A 21,756-nucleotide genomic window follows, 5' to 3' on the forward strand; every position below is an offset into this window, starting at 1 on the left:
GCAGCCCGAAAGCTGCTTTAAATCTATACAGAATTATTGATCAATAATATCTGTACCTTTCGGTGGTGCGAAATTGAAAGTTGAAGCTGGAATGGATGGATTCAATTTCACATTGCTAAATTTCACATGTGTCGTTTGACCTAGTGAGTCTTGTAAAATCATCAAAGATGGCGCTTTATTTGCACCAAAACTAATGGTTAAACTTTGGAATGCTCCCTCTTTATCTTTAGGGAACAAGGTGTAATACGTTTTACTGCGATCAGGTTGGGTAATACGATAAGCCTTTTGAATTTGGGCTGTATTTCCTGAAAGTAACAATGCTGGCGTATTTGCCACTTGCTCATCTAAGCTTTGACGTACTGCTTGTTGTAAGTCTGGATCATAGATCCATACCATTTTACCAGTCGTAGCAATGGTTTGTTTTGCTGGAGAAGTTGTTTCCCAATAGAACTTACCAGGACGTGCAACTTTCATCACCCCTTTAAAGGTTTGGTTCATATGCTGTGCAGATAAACCTTTTTGTTGAGCAACTTTACTCCCACCTGTGGCTTTGGTGGTTTGCTCAAAGTTTGCGGATAAACTTTGGATTCCGCTTAACTGTTTCACCAAGTTACTGGTGGCTTGTTGCTCCGTTGCGGCAGTTGCAGCAAAAACTGTTGTGCTCATCGCAGGTGCAAGCAGAGTTGCACTGATTGCTACTGCGCCCATGGTTTTACGAAGCATATTCATATGTTCACCTTTATATATTTGCTCAATCGCAATTTGTTAGATGATTTATCATAAACCAAATTTTAGCGCTAATATTAGAGAAAATAAGAAGTTTTGTATTGTTATTAGCATAATTTGTAGAAATTCATTCATCATGATGGAGATTTTCTTTAAACTTTTAAAAACTTAAACGCATAAAAAAACCCGCAATAAAGCGGGTCTTTTTGTACTACTAAAACTTATGCAGTTTCAACAGATACATAGCGACGGCCAAACTGACCTTTCACTTCAAATTTGATTACGCCGTCAGCAGTAGCAAATAAAGTATGGTCACGACCCATACCTACGTTTGTACCCGCGTGGAACTCTGTACCGCGTTGACGAACGATGATGTTACCAGCAGTCACAGCTTGACCACCGTACATTTTAACACCTAACATTTTAGGGTTTGAATCACGACCATTTCGTGTCGAACCACCGGCTTTTTTAGTTGCCATGTCTACTTACTCCTAGTGATTAGCCTGCGATCGCAGTAATTTTCAACTCAGTGAACCATTGACGGTGACCTTGTTGTTTACGGTAATGTTTACGACGACGCATTTTAACAATACGGATTTTGTCGTGACGACCATGACCAACCACTTCTGCAGTTACTTTTGCGCCAGCAACAACTGGAGCACCGATTTGAATGCTTTCGCCATTCACAACCATTAATACATCATCAAATGTAATAGTCGCGCCAGTTTCAGCTTTCAACAATTCAACTTTAAGGGTTTCACCCTCAACAACACGGTGCTGTTTACCACCGCTTTGGATTACTGCGTACATAATGTACTCCAACTAGCCCGTATCGTCGTGCCGAAAAAGGAATATTTCGATCTTATAACGAACGCTACTGGGGGTTATACAAGGGCAAAGATTTTAAGTGATAATGGACTAAACAACAAGCCATTTTAGCTAAATATTCTATCTGTTTATTATTTGTTCAAAAATAATAGGCTTTTTTTTTAATGCTGAATATTTGAATTCAGTCATGTTTTTCATTTTTTACATAAATTAAAATAGATTTTTCATACAATTTCGCTACTATGTAGCACAAAAGAACGACTTACAGAACAGATAAGATTTCATCAGTTTTTGGACAAATTAAGAACATCTCATTAAGATTCAGTACAATGACTGTTTTCAATCGCAACATTTACTGGTGTTAATTGTTACACTAACAACTTAAAAATGCATTTGTATGAGGTTTCCTTCACATGACCATCGACTTTAAGCAAGATATTCTCGCGCCTGTTGCCACTGACTTTGCAGCGATGGATAAATTTATTAATGAAGGAATTACCTCTAAAGTTGCTTTGGTGATGGCAGTCAGCAAACACGTGGTTGAAGCTGGTGGCAAGCGTATGCGTCCAATCATGTGCCTACTCGCAGCAAAAGCATGTGGCGCACAAGACCATGATATGGAAGCATATCGTAAACTTGCTGCCATCATAGAAATGCTACATACCGCAACTTTGGTACATGACGATGTCGTGGATGAGTCAGGTTTACGCCGTGGTCGCCCAACTGCAAATGCAACATGGAATAATCAAACTGCGGTTTTAGTCGGGGATTTTCTAATATCTCGTGCTTTTGATCTTTTGGTTGATTTGGACAGCATGGTATTGCTGAAAGATTTCTCAACGGGTACATGCGAAATTGCAGAAGGTGAGGTTTTACAACTGCAAGCACAACATCAACCAGAAACAGATGAGCAAACTTACTTAGATATTATTCATGGTAAAACTTCACGATTGTTTGAGCTGGCAACTGAAGGTGCAGCGATTTTAGCGGGTAAACCTGAATACCGTGAACCGTTACGTTTATTTGCAGGTCATTTTGGTAATGCCTTTCAAATCATTGATGATATTTTAGATTACACCTCTGATGCTGAAACATTAGGTAAAAATATTGGTGATGATTTAATGGAAGGCAAACCCACTTTGCCGTTAATCTCAGCTTTACAAAACACAACGGGCGAGCAGCATGAAATCGTTCGTAAAAGTATCGCAACAGGTGGTACTGAACATTTAGAACAAGTTATTCAAATTGTCCATAATTCTGGTGCTTTGGATTATTGCCGTCAACGCGCTACAGAAGAAACTGAAACAGCTATTCGCGCTTTAGAACATTTACCTGAGAGCATTTATCGCCAAGCTTTATTTAATTTGGCGCAGCTTGCATTACATCGAATTCAATAAACTGAACTTTTAACTTGCTTATGCATATAAAATTTAATGATATTTTTCTAAACATGCAGGAACAGCTTGAGTCTCCTCAAGCTATTCCAAATGAATCTCTTTTGATTGAGCTCGTCAATCGCATTCGTCCTCTAGATAGTCACGATGTAGAACAAACACAACACAATGTTCAAGCATTTATTCAAGCTTTATTGATTACACCCACTGCCGCTTTGAATGTGCAGGGCTATTTGCTCAAAATTATTAATCAGCACAAACAAGCCAACTTATATGCTGACAGCGGTATTTTGTCACTGGATGGTTTTTGGAATCAGCTTTCACAGCGTTTAGGTGCGTATTTTTTACCATTATTAAGAGATGAAACTGATCTTCGTGATTTGGTTGGTAATGTTTTTCACCAACGCAACGATAAATATTGGCTCGAGCATATAAAAGATGAACAGTGGAATCAGCTTTTCCACATCCTCACCCAAGGTCATTTTCTAAGAGCAGAGCTCAATGTCAAACATGAGATGATCACAGCGATCACGGTATTGTCCTATCGCATCAGTGGCATTGGCTTATATCCTGAATTTATTAATGCTTATCCTGAACTGAGTGAATATGAATCACCGTTCTTGGTACAAAACCGTGAAATCGTAGAATTTATTATTGCCTATAAAAAGCAATATCGAAATGCCGATGAAATCGCAGTTACTGTACCACCTGATGCTGATCAGGCGTTGGTCATGATTGAGCAATGTCGTGATGTGGTTTTAAAAATTCGCCGTGCAACCAAACGCATCGGGGTCAGTTTAAGTTTGACTTATTTATTGTCATTGCTTGAACAATGTCTTGATCGCGTCGAAATTTTACTGAATCTCATTGTTGAAGAAGATAAAGTGCGTGCCGCTTCTTGTGGTGATTTAATCATTGATTTGGTGCATGCGCATTATAATGAAACCAGTGTTCGCCACTTACTCAAAACCAATAGCGAACTGATTGCACTGCAAGTAACTGAAAATGCCAGTAAAACGGGTGAGCACTATGTAAGTACCGATAAGAATGGCTTTTTTGGTATGTATAAGGCGGCTGCAGGCGCAGGTGTCATTATTGCCACTATGGCAACCTTAAAAATTCTGACTGCTCGCTTAACGCTTGCGCCTTTAATGCAAGCTTTCTTGTTTAGTATGAATTATTCATTAGGCTTTATGTTTATTCATGTGCTGCACTTTACTGTGGCAACTAAACAGCCTGCGATGACAGCAGCAGCCCTTGCTTCGACTGTGCAACATCGTAAAGGTTCTAAAACCGCACAGATTGCTGAGCTGGCAGCCCTGATTATTAATATTATCCGTACACAGTTTATTGCGATTCTAGGCAATATTTCGATAGCAATTCCAACGGCAGCATTGATTACCTATTTTTGGCAAGCTGGCATGCATGAGCCTTTGCTGTCCCATACTAAAGCCACCTATGTGTTGCATAGCCTAAATCCATTTACCTCTTTGGCTGTGCCACATGCGGCAATCGCTGGGGTATGTTTGTTCTTATCTGGATTGATCGCAGGTTATTTCGATAACATGGCGGTCTATCGTAAAGTTGGACCACGTATCAAAGCACATCCTCGCTTAAAAAGCTGGATGGGACAAGAGAAATTAAATAACTTTGCAGCCTACATTGAACGAAATCTAGGTGCTTTGGCAGGTAATTTCTTATTTGGCATTATGCTTGGAAGTATGGGAACAGTTGGCTTTATTTTAGGTCTTCCTTTAGATATTCGACACATTGCTTTTGCTTCTGCAAACTTTATTCAAGGTTTGATGTGTGTCAATGGAACACCAGATATCGGATTGATTATTATTTCTTTTTTAGGTGTTTTGCTGATAGGTGTTACCAACTTATTTGTAAGTTTTAGTTTGACGATTATTGTGGCATTAAGAGCTAGACAAGTTCGTTTTGAACAATGGAAGCCTTTGGCAAAATTGGTTTTTACGCACTTTTTTACACGCCCTCTCGACTTTTTCTGGCCACCAAAACAAGCTTTACAGGTGGAAGAGCATTCATCTACAGGGCACAAAAATCATCATTAAGCAAATTGTTATCATTTTGTGCAAATGATTAAAACTTGAAAAAAAAGAAATTACTATAAATTACTCATTTATAGTGACTTGAAAAAAAGTGTACTGACAAGTACACTTTAGCACACTATTTAATCTCGACATGTGTGATACAGAATAGCAAGGTCATCTCATATGCCTTATACCCTTCTATTTTTGATTGGTTGTATTGGATTTAGTATAAGTTGTATAGGATTAAATATTCCATATATACAACAACTTGACTGGTCTACTGTCAGTTGGATAAGCCTGCATCGCATGGATGTTTTCAGTTATGCCGCAGTTGCTTTGTCTTATCTTGGTGGTTTGCCTGCCATGTTGTTGATCTGTGGGATATGGTGTTTGCAGCAAGCATATGTAAAAAAATATGCAAACATCGTGTTGATAAGTGTGAGTTTATTGGGTGCTTCGGCGATAGGTTGGATATTAAAATATTATATTCATCGTCCTCGACCCGAAACTGTTTACCAAATGGTTCAAACTTATGGCGCATCATTCCCTAGTGCGCACAGCATATATGCAGCTGTACTTGCTAGCTTAATGATTTTTATATTTTTTCGACATACACACGCTAAATTTTTTATCTTTTTGGCTTGTTTGTGGTGTTTAAGTATGGGATTTTCAAGAGTCTATGTGGGTGCTCATTTTCCAACCGATGTCATTGCAGGTTGGAGTATCGGTTTCATTTGGGTTTCTCTCATTTGCCGCTTACTTTTGAAACACATGTTGAGTATGAACAAATTATTTTTAGATAAACATCTAAACGAGGTGGAATAATGATGTCGGCAAAGCTTTGGGCTCCTGCCCTTACTGCTTGTGCTTTAGCAACAAGTATTGCACTTGTGGGTTGCAGCAAAGATCCAAAAGATGCACAGCAAGGTGGCGCTGCTGCCCAAAAAATGCCGCCGACAGAAGTTGGTGTCATTGTTGCTCAACCACAAAGTGTTGAACAAATGGTTGAACTCTCTGGACGTACTTCTGCATACCAAATGTCTGAAGTACGACCTCAAACCAGTGGTGTGATTTTAAAACGCTTGTTTACTGAAGGTAGTTTTGTACGTGAAGGGCAACCTTTGTATGAAATTGACTCGAGTACCAACCGTGCGAACTTGGACAGTGCAAAAGCTGCGCTTGTACGTCAACAAGCCAATCTTAATGCATTACAAGTCAAAGCCAATCGTTATCGTCAGCTTGTTGGTATCAATGCGGTGTCTAAACAAGAATATGATGATTTATTGGCGCAGATCAAATTGGCTGAAGCAGACATCGCTGCATCCAATGCGGCTGTGAAAAATGCACAAATTGACCTTGGTTACTCTACTGTTCGCTCACCGATTTCAGGTCAGTCTGGTCGCTCTTCAGTTACTGCGGGTGCTTTAGTTACTGCAAGTCAAGCCAATGCTTTAGTGACGATTCAACAACTTGACCCAATTTATGTCGACATTAATCAGTCGAGCGCTGAATTATTACGTTTACGTCAACAATTGAGCCAAGGCAGCATTGACCGCAGCAACAATACCAAAGTTCGCTTAAAGCTTGAAGATGGAAGCACTTACCCGATCGAAGGGAATTTGGCATTTTCTGATGCAAGTGTAAATCCTGAAACAGGTTCGGTGACTTTACGTGCGGTATTCTCAAATCCAAATCATTTGTTATTACCAGGTATGTTTGCCAATGCGCAAATCGTACAAGGGATTATTCCAAATGCGTACTTGATTCCACAAGCTGCGATTACTCGCACACCAACAGGTCAAGCCATGGCAATGCTTGTCAATGCCAAAGGCGCTGTTGAGGCACGTCCCATTACAACCGCAGGTGTTCAGGGTCAAAACTGGATTGTAACGCAAGGTTTAAACACGGGTGATAAAGTCATTGTTGACGGTATTGCTAAAGTTAAACCTGAACAACAAGTTGTTGCTAAACCTTATCAGCCACAAGCTGCTGCACCTCAGGGAGCAAATCCAGCTGCGGCTCAACAAAAAACAGGTGGAGCAGCACAACCTGCTCAGCAAGATAAAGCAACTGAACAAAAAGCTACTTCAAATGCATAAGGGGTAGACTGAATGGCTCAATTTTTTATTCATCGCCCAATCTTTGCATGGGTGATTGCATTGGTAATTATGTTGGCGGGGATTCTCACGCTCACAAAAATGCCAATTGCTCAGTATCCGACGATTGCACCACCCACAGTTACAATTTCTGCGACTTATCCTGGTGCATCTGCTGCGACTGTTGAAAACACAGTAACACAGATTATTGAACAACAAATGAATGGTCTAGATGGCTTACGTTATATCTCGTCAAACAGTGCGGGGAACGGTCAAGCATCTATTCAATTGAACTTTGAACAAGGTGTCGATCCAGATATCGCACAAGTTCAAGTACAAAATAAATTACAATCTGCAACTGCACTTTTACCTGAAGACGTACAACGTCAAGGTGTCAAAGTAACCAAATCTGGTGCAAGCTTCTTACAAGTTTTGGCATTCTATTCTACTGATAAAAGTCTATCTGCAGATGACATCAAAGACTATGTAAACTCAAACATTTCTGAACCGCTAAGCCGTGTTGCGGGTGTAGGTGAAGTACAAGTCTTCGGTGGTTCTTATGCGATGCGTATTTGGCTAGATCCTGAAAAACTAAACAGTCTAGGGATTACACCAAGTGATGTCGCAGCTGCAATTCGTGCTCAAAACTCTCAAGTGGCTGTAGGTCAATTGGGTGGTGCTCCTTCTGTAGAAGGACAAGTACTGAATGCAACAGTCAATGCACAAAGCATGCTCACCACACCTGAACAGTTCAAAAACATCTTTTTGAAAAATACAGGGAATGGCGCACAAGTTCGTTTAGGTGATGTAGCCCGTGTGGAATTAGGCGCAGATAATTACCAATTCGACTCTAAGTACAACGGCAAACCTGCTGGTGGTGTTGCAATTAAACTTTCTACAGGTGCCAATGCGTTAGATACAGCACAAGCTGTAGAAGCACGTTTATCTGAATTGCGTAAAAACTACCCAACAGGGATGAAAGATGAATTAGCTTTTGATACCACACCATTTATTCAATTATCGATTGAAAGTGTTGTGCATACCTTGATTGAAGCAATCTTCTTAGTATTCTTGGTAATGTTCTTATTCCTACAAAACTGGCGTGCAACGATCATCCCAACGATGGCTGTACCTGTGGTTGTGTTAGGAACATTTGCGGTGATCAATGTCTTTGGATTCTCGATCAATACCTTGACCATGTTTGCCATGGTACTGGCGATCGGTCTCTTGGTAGATGATGCCATCGTTGTGGTAGAGAACGTCGAACGTGTCATGGTAGAAGATCACCTTGACCCTGTTGAAGCCACAGAAATTTCGATGAAGCAGATTTCAGGTGCGTTAATCGGGATCACCTCGGTATTGACTGCTGTGTTCGTTCCAATGGCATTCTTTGGTGGAACAACGGGGGTTATTTACCGTCAGTTTTCTATTACCCTTGTAACTGCAATGGTCTTGTCATTGATCGTTGCTTTAACGTTTACCCCTGCTCTATGTGCAACCATTTTAAAACAGCATGATCCGCATCAGAAACCAAGCAATAATATTTTTTCACGTTTCTTCCGTTGGTTTAACAATGCCTTTGATCGTACTGCTGATAAATATCAAGGTGGCGTCAACTTTATGACACACCATAAGATTTTCTCAGGTGTGGTTTATGCTGCGGTGATTGGTATTTTAGTCGTCATTTTCAAAATGATGCCTTCTTCTTTCTTACCTGAAGAAGACCAAGGTGTGGTCATGACTTTGGTTCAATTACCTCCTAATGCGACTTTAGACCGTACTGGTAAAACCATTGATGCCATGACTGATTTCTTTATGAATGAAAAAGATACAGTCAAATCAGTCTTTAGTGTTTCGGGCTTCTCTTTTACAGGGATGGGACAAAATGCTGGTTTAGCATTTATTCGTCTAAAAGACTGGGAAGAACGTACTAAACCTGAGCAACAAGTCGGCGCATTGATCCAACGTGGTATGGCATTAAACATGATGATTAAAGATGCATCATATATTATGCCGTTGCAATTACCTGCAATGCCTGAATTGGGTGTAACTGCTGGTTTTAACTTGCAACTTAAAGATGCAAGTGGTGCTGGACATGAGCAATTAGTTGCAGCACGAAATGCAATTTTAGGAATGGCATCGCAAGACAAACGTCTAGTCGGTGTGCGTCCAAATGGTCAAGAAGATACGCCTCAGTATCAAATTACCATTGATCAAGCACAAGCAGGCGCGATGGGTGTCAGTATCGCTGATATCAATTCAACCATGAGTATGGCTTGGGGTGGTTCGTATATTAATGACTTCGTAGATCGTGGTCGTGTAAAAAAAGTCTATGTGCAAGGTGAAGCTCGTGCACGTATGATGCCTGAAGACTTGAACAAATGGTATGTGCGTAATAACAAGGGAGAGATGGTTCCATTCTCAAGCTTTGCGGTTGGACAATGGACTTATGGTTCACCTCGTCTAGAGCGTTATAACGGCGTATCTTCAGTAAATATTCAAGGTACACCTGCGCCTGGTGTGAGTTCTGGTGATGCAATGCAAGCGATGGAAGAAATCATTGCGAAGCTTCCATCTATGGGCTTACAAGGTTTTGACTATGAATGGACAGGTTTATCTTTAGAAGAACGTGAGTCTGGCGCACAAGCACCATTTTTATATGCGCTTTCATTGCTCATCGTATTCCTATGCCTTGCAGCACTTTATGAAAGTTGGTCTATTCCGTTTTCGGTTTTACTGGTTGTACCATTAGGTGTAGTTGGTGCATTAGCACTTACCTACTTGGGTATGGTGATCAAAGGAGATCCAAACCTCTCAAATAACATTTATTTCCAAGTTGCGATTATTGCGGTGATCGGTTTGTCTGCAAAAAATGCGATTTTAATTGTAGAATTTGCAAAAGAGCTGCAAGAAAAAGGCGAAGACTTGTTTGATGCAACCTTACATGCCGCTAGAATGCGTTTACGTCCGATTATTATGACGACACTCGCATTTGGTTTTGGTGTATTGCCATTAGCCTTAGCAAGTGGTGCAGGTGCAGGTAGCCAACATTCAGTAGGTTATGGGGTACTCGGTGGTGTAATCAGTTCAACACTATTAGGTATCTTCTTTATTCCTGTATTCTTCGTATGGATCCGTAGTATCTTTAAATACAAACCTAAGAATCAAAAACTTCAGGAGCAAAAATCGTGATGCAAAATCTATGGTCTATTTCAGGTCGTGGCATTGCGGTATCTGCACTTGCGCTTGCTTTGACAGCTTGTCAAAGCATGCGTGGCCCAGAACCCGTAGCACAAGCCAATATTCCGACCAGTTATCTTGAAAGCGCATCGGGTACTTCTATTGCTGAACAAGGTTATAAAGACTTTTTTGCAGACCCACGTTTGCTCCAAGTAATTGATCTTGCTTTAACCAATAACCGTGACTTACGCACAGCGACTTTAAATATTCAACGTGCACAACAACAGTATCAAATCACTGAAAACAACCAATTGCCAACCATTGGCGCAAGTGGTGGTGTTTTACGTCAAGATACGCTGAACACGCAAAAACCTATAACTTCCTACAATGTTGGTTTGGGTGTAACTGCTTATGAGTTGGACTTTTGGGGGCGTGTACGCAGCTTAAAAGACAATGCTTTGGACAGTTATTTAGCCACTGCAAGTGCGCGTGATGCTACGCAAATTTCATTGATTGGTCAGGTAGCGCAAGCTTGGCTTAATTATTCATTTGCCAACGCACAGCTTAAACTTGCAGACCAAACGCTAAAAGCACAACTTGACTCGTATAACCTCAACAAAAAACGTTTTGATGTGGGGATCGACAGTGAAGTTCCTGTGCGTCAAGCGCAAGTGTCCGTAGAAACTGCACGTAATGATGTTGCCAACTATAAAACTCAGATTGCACAAGCACAAAACTTGCTCAATCTTTTAGTTGGTCAACAAGTGCCTGCAAACTTACTGCCATCGCAACGTGTGACTAAAATCACCAATAACTCAGCTTTAACGGCTGGGCTACCAAGTGATTTACTCACCAACCGTCCAGATGTGCGGGCGGCGGAATATAAACTTTCAGCGATGGGTGCAAATATTGGTGCAGCCAAAGCACGTTTATTTCCAACCATTAGTTTGACGGGTTCAGCTGGTTATGCATCCACTGATTTAAGTGATTTATTTAAATCAGGCGCATTTGTATGGTCTTTAGGTCCGAGCTTAGATATTCCGCTTTGGGACTGGGGTACACGTAAAGCCAATATTAAAATTTCAGAAACAGATCAAGAAATTGCTTTATCTGATTATGAAAAATCAATTCAGTCTGCTTTCCGTGAAGTAAATGATGCTTTGGCAACACGTCAAAACATCGGTGATCGTATCTCAGCACAACGTCGTTTGGTTGATGCAACCAATACTACTTATAAGCTTTCCAATGCGCGTTTCCGTGCAGGGATTGATAGCTTCTTAACTGTATTAGACGCACAACGTAGCTCGTATGCTGCGGAACAAGGTTTATTATTGCTTGAACAAGCCAACTTAAATAACCAAGTTGAATTATATAAAACCTTAGGTGGCGGTGTTAAAGCCAATACTTCTGATCAAATCGTGGTACAACCTTCGACTGCTGAATTAAAACAACAGTCTCAACAAGCGAAATGATTCAATTGATTTAACAATATAAACTAAGCTCACTTCGGTGGGCTTTCTTTTTATTTATGGGAAATGAGAAATTAATACCAATCAATAAAAGTTTTATAATATATTTCGGAATATTTTTTTCTGCTTCCAATCATACATTGAGACGCGGAAACGTCATCCGCAATTGTCTGAGGCAGGACTACCAATGATGAATAATGTTTTTGCAATATATCAATCAATTTGCGGTATTTGTCGAGTCTTGTGGTGAGGAGCAACGCTCCGCAAGGTGGTTTTCTTGCGCAGTTTCACTGCTCATTTTGCCAAAACAAAAGTAGGCCGAGCCTGAGCAAGTCAAAGTATACTTTGACGAAGCGCAAGACGCAGTGGCTAGTCCCAAAATATAAATTTTAGATGTAAGACTCCGTCGAAAACAAACTACTTATATTATGTTATTTTCCAAGAATGGTATTACACAACAGCTTTTACAACACACAAATTTTCGAGCATTGCAACACACCGAAATCATTTTATATTTTTCAGGAATGCAGCCTTATCTACTGCTTAAAAGTACTGAATTTCCACGTTTTATTTTCGATCTGATGAATGATTTTTGTTATTTAGACACATTTTTCATCTTTGCTGCACAACCTATTTTAGAGCAAAAGCAAATTGCTGATTTTTTAGAAATTCAACTATTTGATTATTTTTGTGGGCAAATATAGCTTTTAAAACTCAACAGATATCACACCACCCAAAGTAAAACAATCGGCAAAGTAACCGCAGAACATAACGTTTGCAGACTGATCAACCCTGCCATGAGTTGATGATCACCCCTCAATACCTTGGTTAAAATATACGAAGCTGAAGCCGTAGGTAACGCAAAAAATACTACCATCACTTGTGTTTCTAGCTGAGTTAAGTGTAAAAACCTACACACCAGATATGCCAAAGCGGGCATTATTAAAAGTCTTGCAAATGTATTTAGAAACAAGACCCAAAGCTCTTTTTTTAACTCGGTGAATTGTAACGCCGCCCCTACACAAAGCAGCCCTAAAGGTAAACTACAAATCCCCAATTGTTTAATTAAATCATTAAAGCCTGCCCAAAGACTAAGACCTGAAAAATTAAAGCCGATGCCTATAACACATGCCATAATGAGTGGATTTTTCAACAAAGACAAGATGATAGATTTCGCATCCATATTGTCCTGACTGGTCAATGCCAATATAGATAAAATATTAACCATAGGAATACACAGCGCCAATGTGATCGCCAAAATCGTCATCCCTTGCTGACTAAACAATGCTGCAACAATCGCTAAACCCATATAAGTATTAAAGCGAACCATGCCCTGCATATAAACACCAAAACGTGCCGAATCTGTTTTTTGTACAAAGCGAATAAGATATAACACAGTACAAGCAATCGTTAAGACCACAGCCAAAACCGTAATAATGGTTTTAATCATGTCTAAATGGATCGTCGCTGTAGCTAAATTTGCAAATAACATTGCAGGAAATAACACATAATAATTCAGCTTTTCTGCACCACTCCAAAATCCATCACTCAAAAATCTTGTTCTTTTCAATACATTTCCACCTACAATTAAAGCCAGTAGAGGAAATAACGAAATGAGTATTTGTGTCATGCTTCATCCATGTTGTGCATTTTTAAAACTTTCACAGTAAACTTTACACCATTTGTCGAATTATTTATTTACTTTTCAATGTTTATAAACATACTCACAAAAAAACCCACATACCATAAAATTATTTTAATTTTTATTTTTCAATAGATTAAATCAATTCAAATCTATTTCTAATGTTCCAAAACTGTGCATAAATTCCAACTTGGTGCGGCAGTTTGCTTTATATCGAGTCTTGATGAATCTTTCTGAATCTTGATCATTTTTTCCCTTCTTCTACCCTCTTCACGCTTATAAATAGCTGGTTATACTTGAGCCAAATTGTGACACATAGCACCAAACAAGTTCCCCTTATGCAAAATATTGACCTTCTCTTTCTCCTACTCGGTGCAATTCTTGTGCTTGCTATGCATGCAGGATTTGCCTTCTTAGAACTTGGTACGGTTCGCCATAAAAACCAAGTCAATGCACTCAGTAAAATCTTGACTGATTTTTCCATTTCAGCGATTGCTTACTTTTTTGTCGGTTATTACATTGCCTATGGTCAGCATTTTTTCCATTCAGGTGTGCAACTCTCGGCTGAGCATGGCTATAACTTGATGCGCTGTTTCTTCTTATTAACCTTTGCTGCTGCTATTCCTGCGATTATTTCAGGGGGAATTGCTGAGCGTGCCAAAATGCGAACTCAAGCGATTGCTACTTTATTTTTGGTAGCTTTGGTCTATCCATTTTTTGAAGGCATCGCATGGAACGGAAATTTTGGTTTACAAGATTGGTTAAAAGATACCTTTGGGGCATCTTTTCATGACTTTGCAGGCTCAGTTGTTGTACATGCAATGGGCGGTTGGATGGCACTTGCAGCGGTGATTTTATTGGGTGCACGTCATGGACGTTATAAAAAAGATGGACGCGTAAGCGCACACCCACCATCATCTATTCCATTTTTAGCCTTGGGTTCATGGATTTTAATTGTTGGTTGGTTTGGCTTTAATGTTATGAGTGCACAGCGTTTAGATGCCATTTCTGGTTTAGTCGCAATTAACTCACTGATGGCAATGGTAGGCGGTACAATTGCAGCAAATTTCTTTGGAAAAGAAGATCCTGGATTTTTACACAATGGACCTCTAGCTGGCTTAGTTGCAATCTGTGCTGGCTCTGATGTTGTCCACCCTGTCGGTGCATTAGTAATCGGAATGTGTGCTGGCTTATTTTTTGTCAAATTGTTTACCTATACCCAAAACCGTTTAAAAGTAGATGATGTGCTTGGGGTATGGCCTCTACACGGTGTCTGTGGTGCTTTCGGTGGTATTGCAGTCGGTCTATTTGGACAAAAATGGTTAGGTGGCTTAGGTAGTGTGGCAATGATGTCACAAATTTTGGGAACGGTATTCGCTATTGGTATCGCATTAATCGGTGCATTTGCTGTCTATGGCATTTTAAAAATCACAATGGGCATTCGTTTAAGCCAAGAAGATGAATTTCGAGGTGCTGACTTATCCATTCATAAAATTTCAGCAAATTCAGAAGATGCTATTTTTTAAGATACTGATTATAAAAATAAAAAACTTCTCTGCTTAGAAGTTTTTTATTTTAATCTATTTGATACTTAATCTAGATAATCTACAACTTGTTTTAATTTATCAATTCGCTGTGGAATATGAGCAACATCTTCATGAAAACCATTGAGCAATAATGCATTTAGACCTGCGCCTATCGCACCTGCATAATCATTGACAGGATGATCACCAACATACAAAGCCTGTTGTGGCTGGATACTTAAACGCTGACAGGTTTCTAAAAAAATTTCTGGTTTAGGCTTGCTGATGCCGACCAACTCCGAACTGATAATCTCATCAAAACAATGACTAAACCCTAAACCTTCCAAAATCTTTAAACGTGTTGCATGTCCACCATTGGAAATAACGGCCAGTGAATACTGCTGTTGTTTTAAATATTGTAATAAATCTGCTGCACCTTGCATGGCAACTGCCGCCATTCCAAACTGTTGAAACCAATATTGTGTTAACTCTTCCAAATCAGGCGTTGCCTTCCACGCCAATGCCTCTGTTAGTGCATGTCCGACTGAAGCAGCAATGCTAGGATGCGTGAGTAACTCCTTTTTAGGATAGCCGCCATTATCAATACGGCGAATGATCTGTACAGTTTTTTCTAATTCATGTGAGCTTAAATTATAGGAAAAATCTTGCAAAAACTGACGAGCGTAGACCACTACACTCTGATCACGATGCGTTAAAGTATTGTCTAAATCAAAAAGTACAGCTTGAATTTTCATTGTATTTCTTCAGTTAAAAATAGCCATGAAGCATGTTGATCATTGAGTGAAAAGGTCTAGATTAATTCTAGTTTAAGTTTAAATTGCTTTAATCATAAACCATATTTTCATGATCAATTTACATTTTATCCGATATGGTTTTCTCGAATTTTCAAAAAATTATGCTGGCATGTATTACATTTAGCGTTATTTCATGTGTGATTTTACTGCTTTGTTTTCCTATTGGTGGTGCAATTGACCAAAGTTTGATTCGACCTTGGATGGATCAATTTGGACATTTTCTCTATCGTGACAATTATTATCTGGTGCAATGGAATCATAAATATTTAAAAAATATTTTGATTTTAGGCTACATTAGTTTTCTATTTTTATGGCTAGCCTCTTTTAAATTAGAACGATTAAAACCTTCTCGCTGGCACTATGGCTATATGTTTTGGGTGAGTGTGTTATCCACAGGATTGGTCGGTTTATTAAAATCTCAATCCCGTCATGCATGTCCGTGGAATATGACACATGCGACGCCAACAGGATTTATTTGGGATTTTTCTGCAACGAATGGGCATTGTTTTCCTGGAGGTCATGCCAGTACAGGTTTTGCTTTAATGACAGGATTTTTTGTCTATCGCTTAGTTTCAAAAAAATATGCCTATGTATTCTTATTTTTAGGGATGTCTTTAGGTTTTATCATGGGATGGGGACAAATGATGCGAGGTGCGCATTTTCTTAGCCATAATCTTTGGACAGCTTGGATTATCTTTACATTCAATATCTTAATGTATGCTATTTTTTATAATAAATTTCAAAAGACAGTACAAGTTAATTAGGTCAAACCGTTTAAATAGACCATTCAGGTGAAATATTGAATATTTCACCTTTTTTATGTCTACAGATCATGCAGTTGCATCGGTAATTTTACCAAAACTTGCAATCCCCCTAATTCTTCACTTCGAGAAAATTGAATATGTCCACCTAAATGTTGTACTGCTTTTTCTACGATAGATAAACCCAAACCACTACCGACTTCTAAATGATGATGCACACGATAAAAACGCTTCAACACTTTGTCATATAACTCAGGCTCAATCCCCGCCCCACTGTCTTCAATCTGAATAAATGCTGAACCCTGCCCATCTTCAAATACAGAGATATTGATCACGCCCATATCTGGGGTGTATTTAATTGCATTATCAATCAAGTTAAAAATGATCGAATGCACACTTTGTTCAATACTCACCATTTGCACAGGATCATTACGCAAAAAACCCAAATCAATGTCTTTTTGCACCGCAAGATTTAACAACTGCTCAACGCAGTTAAATGCCACATCATTCAATTGAAAAGTGGTTATCAATCTTTCATATTTCAGAGAAGCATCTTGTTTAGCTAGTGCCAATAACTGGGTAACCAAATGCTGCATCCGTGCCAAACCTTTGCTTAAATTTAATAAGTTTGGATCATCAGGAAACTGACTCATTAAAATTTTTGTTTGTAAATTCAATGCAGTAATTGGAGTGCGTAACTCATGTGCAGCATCTGCAACGAACTGGCGTTGTTCTTGTTGTGCCAATGAAATACGTTCAAATAAATGATTCATCTCATTAATCGTGGGCACTAATTCTTCAGGATAATGACTGTTTTGAATAGAAGATAAGGAGTTTGGATCACGTAATGACAATTCAGACTTAAATTCATCCAAGGGCTTTAAACTTCTACGAATAATGAATACCAATGCCAACAATGCAAAAGGCATAATCAAAAAATAAGGCAAAAACATCGTGCCAGCCAATTCAAAGGCTAATTTTTCACGGACTTGAAATTGTTGACTGATTTGAATTTGATATTTTTCTGTAGGCAGTACATAGGCAATCCATGTGCCATGTTCTGTGTCTTGGGTATAAAAACCAGCTTTTGTCTTAGGTTCAACCAAATAATGATCAGCATGACTTAAGTCTTTACGCTCTGAATAAGCCCAAACATCTATAAATAAATCTTCTTCGTGATAGCGTTTTTGGTGGTTAAAATCGCTTTCTAAAGGACGAGCATTTTTGGCAACTCGCTCTGCCAAATACACCATTTGCTCATCTAAAATTTCAGTGGTTTCATGTAATGAAATTTTATAAGCAGTAAAAATGAGCACACATCCCATGAATACACTAAATAATGAAACATAAAGAATTAAACGTCTTCGCAGAGAATAGTGCTGTTTTTGTTTCATCTTGTTTGATCTACTATTTTTGATCTATGCTTATGCTTGACCCAAGCGATACCCCAAACCACGAATGGTACGGATAAAGTTTTTACCTAATTTTGAGCGAATATGATGCACATATACCTCAATGGTATTGCTGTTAATTTCACTGTCTAAAGCATATAGCTTATCTTCCAAATTGGCTTTGGAAAAGATTTTATTCGGATGAGTCATTAGTGGAATTAAGATTGCCCATTCACGTTTAGACAAATCTACGGGTTCGCCCTTAAAAGTTGCAAGGTGCTGTTCTACATCTAAAACCAAATCCCCATTTTTCAGGATTTCAGCCCCAGCTTGCAATGCGTGTGTTTGCTGAGAACGACGCAATAAAGCTTGAATACGTGCAATTAATTCTTCAAATTCATAAGGTTTGATCAAGTAATCATCAGCGCCTTGATTTAAACCCTCAACCCGATTTTGCAATTGATCTCGTGCAGAGATGATCAAAACAGGTGTAGCCACACGTTGACGAATTTGCTTCAGTACTTGCATACCATCCATCATCGGCAGACCTAAATCCAGCAAAATCAAATCAAATGTTTGGTTCGTCAGCAACTTTAAACCATCCAAACCATTGTTGACCCATTCCACCTCATATTGATGAAAACGCAATAATGTCAGGGTTGATTCCGCAATCATAAAATCGTCTTCAATCATTAAGATTTTAGTCATGTTGGTTTTCCTCTATTAACTACGAACTGCACATTGACTGAGCATATTATTATTTGGGTTAATCACTTGCGTTCTCACGCCCAACAGACTTAACAAGCTTGGAAATAAATTATCCTGACTCAAGCTTTTGGTTTTTTGCTGCGCTAAACAATTCACCTGTGCGGCATTGGCTTGTTTCCAGCTCTCCGAGAACCACATCAGCATCGGCACATGAGTTTGCTGAGTGGGTGCAATGGAATACGGCGCACCATGTAAATACATGCCATGCTCACCAGTCGACTCACCATGATCAGATAAATACCAAAATCCTGTTCTATATTGCGTTTGTGCTTTTAAAATTTCAATCACTTGATTCAACACATGGTCAGTATAAATAATACTATTGTCATAACTGTTCAATAATTCTTCACGTGTACAGCCTTGAATCGCATTAGTATCACAAGTTGGCTTAAACTTCTGAAACTCTTTAGGCGCACGCTTATAATACGCTGGCCCATGACTGCCTACTTGATGTAATACAATTAAACGCGGTGCAGTATCATTTTTCGGAATCGTAGAAATATATTGTTTTAAACTGTCGAGTAAAATACCATCTAAACACTCACCATCTTTACACCATTTTTGTTTTAAACTTTCAGGAATTGTGTATTGTTCAACCCGATTACAGGTACCTTTACAACCTGAATTATTATCAATCCACGTCACTTTATAACCTGCACGTTGTGCAATATCTAACAGTCCTTCGCGATGGCTGGCAAGCTGCTCATCGTATTCAGTTCTTGGCATCCCTGAAAACATACATGGAACCGAAACAGCCGTTGCGGTACCACATGAACTCACCTGCGTATAATTCATAATGCCAGTTTGTTTGGATAATTCTGGATTGGTATTTTTAGTATAACCATTTAAAGAAAAACTCTCAGCTCGTGCAGTTTCCCCCACCACAAGTACCATCAGTTTGGGATGTTTTTGTGTTGAGGTATCTTCAACCAAATGTGCATCTTCTCCATAACGAATTAAGGGTAAATTTTGTTTTGGTGCTCTTTTATGGAAATATGAACTGGTCGCAGCAAAAGCATTTTGTGGTGAGATCATCCCCTTTAAATCTCGATGTTCTCTAAATATCGCAGCAAAATCAACATAATAAATAAACAGTAAACAGCCAATAACTGCAATAGAAGCCACACTACTGGCTAATTTTTTCAGTAATGTTTTAGAGATTGGCTCATAAGCAATATTCATTTTTAAAATCAATAGAATAGGCAAAATAACAAATACACTTGTCCATAATAGAAACCGTGGTGAAATCAGGTCACGCACTTCAGCAGGATCCGTCTGCATCATATTTTGAATCTGGTCTGGTGAAATCACCACACCCAATGAATTAACAAAATAAGCACTAAATCCGCCCACAAAAACCAATAAAATCGTGACTGCCTTAAGCGTCCATTTCCAGCCTAAAATCTGTAAAATGAGATTATATAATGCAATCAAAATAACCGCTGTTGCCGCCAAAAAAGCAAATGATTTTACGCCTTGATAAGGCGTTAAAAGGTGAATCTGACGATAAAAAGCAAAGTTTAAGCACACACCTAGCCATACTGCCATTACCAAGATAAAAACAGTGAATGACACGCTTATTTTTCGATTTAATTGTTTCTGTATAAAGCCCAACATCTCAGTCTGATCGCACATAAAAGATGCTTGACTGTAAAAATTAAAACTTAAAAAACACTTAATTCAACCTGAAACAGCTTTAAGAAATACAATTAACTTATTAAAATTAATCATTTTAATGTGATTTTATATTTTACTATTGGTTTAATTTTCCTGTATTGGTTTTCGTCCTTGTTTTGCCCACATAAAGATAGGGACTAAACACAATAATCCAATACAGCAGATCACCAATAAATAATCAAAATACCCCAACCAATCCCCTAAAATACCACTGAGGCTATATAACACACCACTGACCGCTGCCATCACAGACACTTGAAAAGTAAAATCTGTCCCTGCGTGACTTTTGCGACTGTATTGCATCACCAAAGTTAAAATCACGACCAACAACATGGCAGAGAACATATCTTCTAAAGCATTAATCAAGTAAATCAAAACATGATTTACCTTTATCTGTTGTTCAAGTTGATTAGCCAACCAAACATACCCAGCCAAACTGATTAGCTTTAATATAGAAAATAAAATCAGTGCTCGAACACGTGAAAAATACTGTAAATATATGCTAGCTAAACCTGCGCCACACAAGGCCGCTGCTGCACCGAGCATAGTGATATACACACCAATTTGAGTATAGGATAAGCCCAAATCCACCAACAACGGTTTAGTAATAGGCCCTGCTAAACCATCAGCAATTTTAATGCTACATAGTACGATTAACCACAGCAGCATTATTTTTGTGCTTAAAAAATAGCGTAAATACGCTTGAATATGCTGCAATATCTGCGCTGTAAGCAGCGTTTTATCAGCTTGTTTAGATTGTTCAATATGTAAATGGTGTTGTGGTTCTCGGTAAAATAAAGCAGGAATTATATTTAAAAATACGATAGCGGCTAAAACCCAAAATGTAGTTTGCCATGTCAAACTATCCAATGCCCATAAAATCACACCGCCACCGACAATAAATCCTAAACGTGAACCTACCACTTGAAACATATTGCCCCAATGTTGCTGTTCACCTTTCAGAATATTGACCGCTAAAGCATCGGTGGCAATATCTTGAGTCGCACCAATTCCATTCATCAACAACAACACAATAAAAAATCCCAAAAGATACAAAGGTTGATTTAAGGCTTGGATGGGTAAAAAAGATAAAACGATTAAAATGACAACCGTAAGCAACTGACTGGGAATAATCCAACTTCGATAATGCCCAAAAGCTGATGAACCATAACGATCAACCCAAGGTGCCCACAACACTTTAATTGCCCAAGGTGCCATCAACAAACCAAAACCACCAATATGTGTCAGCGAAACCCCTTGCGCGCGTAAAATCACAGGCAAAGCATGCGTCATAAAACCCACAGGTAAACCTTGCGCCCAATACAATGAAAACAGCAAAACATAGAGTTGTGGTGCTTTTATCATGTGGTGTTTGCCTTTCACTCAAATGGGTTGGGTTAAGAATTGTTATTTTGCTGATTTATATTCATTT

At 38.9% G+C, this 21,756-nt stretch carries 18 protein-coding genes; 9 read left to right on the forward strand and 9 right to left on the reverse strand.

Annotated features, from left to right (window positions below):
- Window positions 1-33 precede the first annotated feature (33 nt).
- From lolA to rplU, 3 genes are all read right to left on the reverse strand, one after another.
- Window positions 34-729, reverse strand: a complete 696-nt coding sequence (lolA, locus tag HUS24_RS14200; RefSeq protein WP_173912646.1) for an outer membrane lipoprotein chaperone LolA — start codon at window positions 727-729, stop codon at window positions 34-36.
- A gap of 218 nt (window positions 730-947) precedes the next feature.
- Window positions 948-1,205: a 50S ribosomal protein L27 gene (gene rpmA, locus HUS24_RS14205; protein ID WP_065994948.1), complete on the reverse strand. Its 258-nt coding sequence runs from the start codon at window positions 1,203-1,205 to the stop codon at window positions 948-950.
- A 19-nt stretch (window positions 1,206-1,224) separates the two neighbouring features.
- Entirely contained in the window at window positions 1,225-1,536 is a 312-nt protein-coding gene (rplU, locus tag HUS24_RS14210) for a 50S ribosomal protein L21 (protein WP_010113102.1), read from the reverse strand.
- A gap of 431 nt (window positions 1,537-1,967) precedes the next feature.
- Between rplU and sdsA the strand changes: the two genes are divergently transcribed.
- From sdsA to HUS24_RS14245, 7 genes are all read left to right on the forward strand, one after another.
- Window positions 1,968-2,951 carry an All-trans-nonaprenyl-diphosphate synthase gene (gene sdsA / locus HUS24_RS14215; protein ID WP_173912647.1) on the forward strand — a complete coding sequence of 328 codons (984 nt, stop codon included), beginning with the start codon at window positions 1,968-1,970 and terminating at the stop codon, window positions 2,949-2,951.
- A gap of 20 nt (window positions 2,952-2,971) precedes the next feature.
- Window positions 2,972-5,023 (forward strand): site-specific recombinase, encoded by a 2,052-nt coding sequence (locus HUS24_RS14220; RefSeq protein ID WP_173912648.1) that lies wholly within the window; start codon window positions 2,972-2,974, stop codon window positions 5,021-5,023.
- Window positions 5,024-5,185: 162 nt separating this feature from the next.
- Window positions 5,186-5,827: a phosphatase PAP2 family protein gene (locus HUS24_RS14225; protein ID WP_173912649.1), complete on the forward strand. Its 642-nt coding sequence runs from the start codon at window positions 5,186-5,188 to the stop codon at window positions 5,825-5,827.
- A complete protein-coding gene (locus HUS24_RS14230) occupies window positions 5,827-7,101 on the forward strand; it encodes an efflux RND transporter periplasmic adaptor subunit (RefSeq protein ID WP_173912650.1) in 1,275 nt (424 codons plus the stop codon). The genes HUS24_RS14225 and HUS24_RS14230 overlap by 1 nt, the downstream gene beginning before the upstream one ends.
- Window positions 7,102-7,113: 12 nt before the next feature.
- On the forward strand, window positions 7,114-10,290 hold the full coding sequence (adeJ, locus tag HUS24_RS14235; protein ID WP_173912651.1) for a multidrug efflux RND transporter permease subunit AdeJ: 3,177 nt from the start codon (window positions 7,114-7,116) through the stop codon (window positions 10,288-10,290).
- Complete coding sequence (adeK, locus tag HUS24_RS14240) at window positions 10,290-11,750, forward strand: multidrug efflux RND transporter AdeIJK outer membrane channel subunit AdeK (protein ID WP_173912839.1); 1,461 nt, start codon at window positions 10,290-10,292, stop codon at window positions 11,748-11,750. Before adeJ ends, adeK begins: the two co-directional genes overlap by 1 nt.
- A 425-nt stretch (window positions 11,751-12,175) precedes the next feature.
- Window positions 12,176-12,451: a hypothetical protein gene (locus HUS24_RS14245; RefSeq protein ID WP_173912652.1), complete on the forward strand. Its 276-nt coding sequence runs from the start codon at window positions 12,176-12,178 to the stop codon at window positions 12,449-12,451.
- A 20-nt stretch (window positions 12,452-12,471) separates the two neighbouring features.
- Here HUS24_RS14245 and HUS24_RS14250 read toward each other — a convergent pair whose 3' ends face one another.
- A complete protein-coding gene (locus HUS24_RS14250) occupies window positions 12,472-13,377 on the reverse strand; it encodes an AEC family transporter (protein ID WP_173912653.1) in 906 nt (301 codons plus the stop codon).
- Window positions 13,378-13,727: 350 nt separating this feature from the next.
- Between HUS24_RS14250 and HUS24_RS14255 the strand changes: the two genes are divergently transcribed.
- Window positions 13,728-14,915 (forward strand): ammonium transporter, encoded by a 1,188-nt coding sequence (locus HUS24_RS14255; protein WP_173912840.1) that lies wholly within the window; start codon window positions 13,728-13,730, stop codon window positions 14,913-14,915.
- Between the two features lie 65 nt (window positions 14,916-14,980).
- Here the strand turns inward: HUS24_RS14255 and HUS24_RS14260 are convergent, their stop codons facing one another.
- Window positions 14,981-15,667 carry an HAD family hydrolase gene (locus tag HUS24_RS14260; protein ID WP_173912654.1) on the reverse strand — a complete coding sequence of 229 codons (687 nt, stop codon included), beginning with the start codon at window positions 15,665-15,667 and terminating at the stop codon, window positions 14,981-14,983.
- 161 nt (window positions 15,668-15,828) lie between these two features.
- Between HUS24_RS14260 and HUS24_RS14265 the strand changes: the two genes are divergently transcribed.
- A complete protein-coding gene (locus HUS24_RS14265; RefSeq protein WP_254433872.1) occupies window positions 15,829-16,491 on the forward strand; it encodes a phosphatase PAP2 family protein in 663 nt (220 codons plus the stop codon).
- Between the two features lie 59 nt (window positions 16,492-16,550).
- On the opposite strand, the gene HUS24_RS14270 is transcribed toward HUS24_RS14265, so the two are convergent.
- The 4 genes from HUS24_RS14270 to HUS24_RS14285 all read right to left on the reverse strand — a co-directional run bounded on the left by HUS24_RS14270 (window position 16,551) and on the right by HUS24_RS14285 (window position 21,689).
- On the reverse strand, window positions 16,551-17,882 hold the full coding sequence (locus HUS24_RS14270; protein WP_173912656.1) for an ATP-binding protein: 1,332 nt from the start codon (window positions 17,880-17,882) through the stop codon (window positions 16,551-16,553).
- A 30-nt stretch (window positions 17,883-17,912) separates the two neighbouring features.
- On the reverse strand, window positions 17,913-18,587 hold the full coding sequence (locus tag HUS24_RS14275; RefSeq protein ID WP_173912657.1) for a response regulator transcription factor: 675 nt from the start codon (window positions 18,585-18,587) through the stop codon (window positions 17,913-17,915).
- A gap of 15 nt (window positions 18,588-18,602) precedes the next feature.
- Window positions 18,603-20,264: a phosphoethanolamine transferase gene (locus tag HUS24_RS14280; protein WP_173912841.1), complete on the reverse strand. Its 1,662-nt coding sequence runs from the start codon at window positions 20,262-20,264 to the stop codon at window positions 18,603-18,605.
- Window positions 20,265-20,408: 144 nt separating this feature from the next.
- On the reverse strand, window positions 20,409-21,689 hold the full coding sequence (locus HUS24_RS14285) for an MFS transporter (protein WP_173912658.1): 1,281 nt from the start codon (window positions 21,687-21,689) through the stop codon (window positions 20,409-20,411).
- Window positions 21,690-21,756: the final 67 nt, after the last annotated feature.

It is taken from the genome of Acinetobacter sp. Marseille-Q1618, from assembly GCF_902809855.1.
In the GTDB taxonomy this organism is placed as follows: Bacteria; Pseudomonadota; Gammaproteobacteria; order Pseudomonadales; family Moraxellaceae; genus Acinetobacter.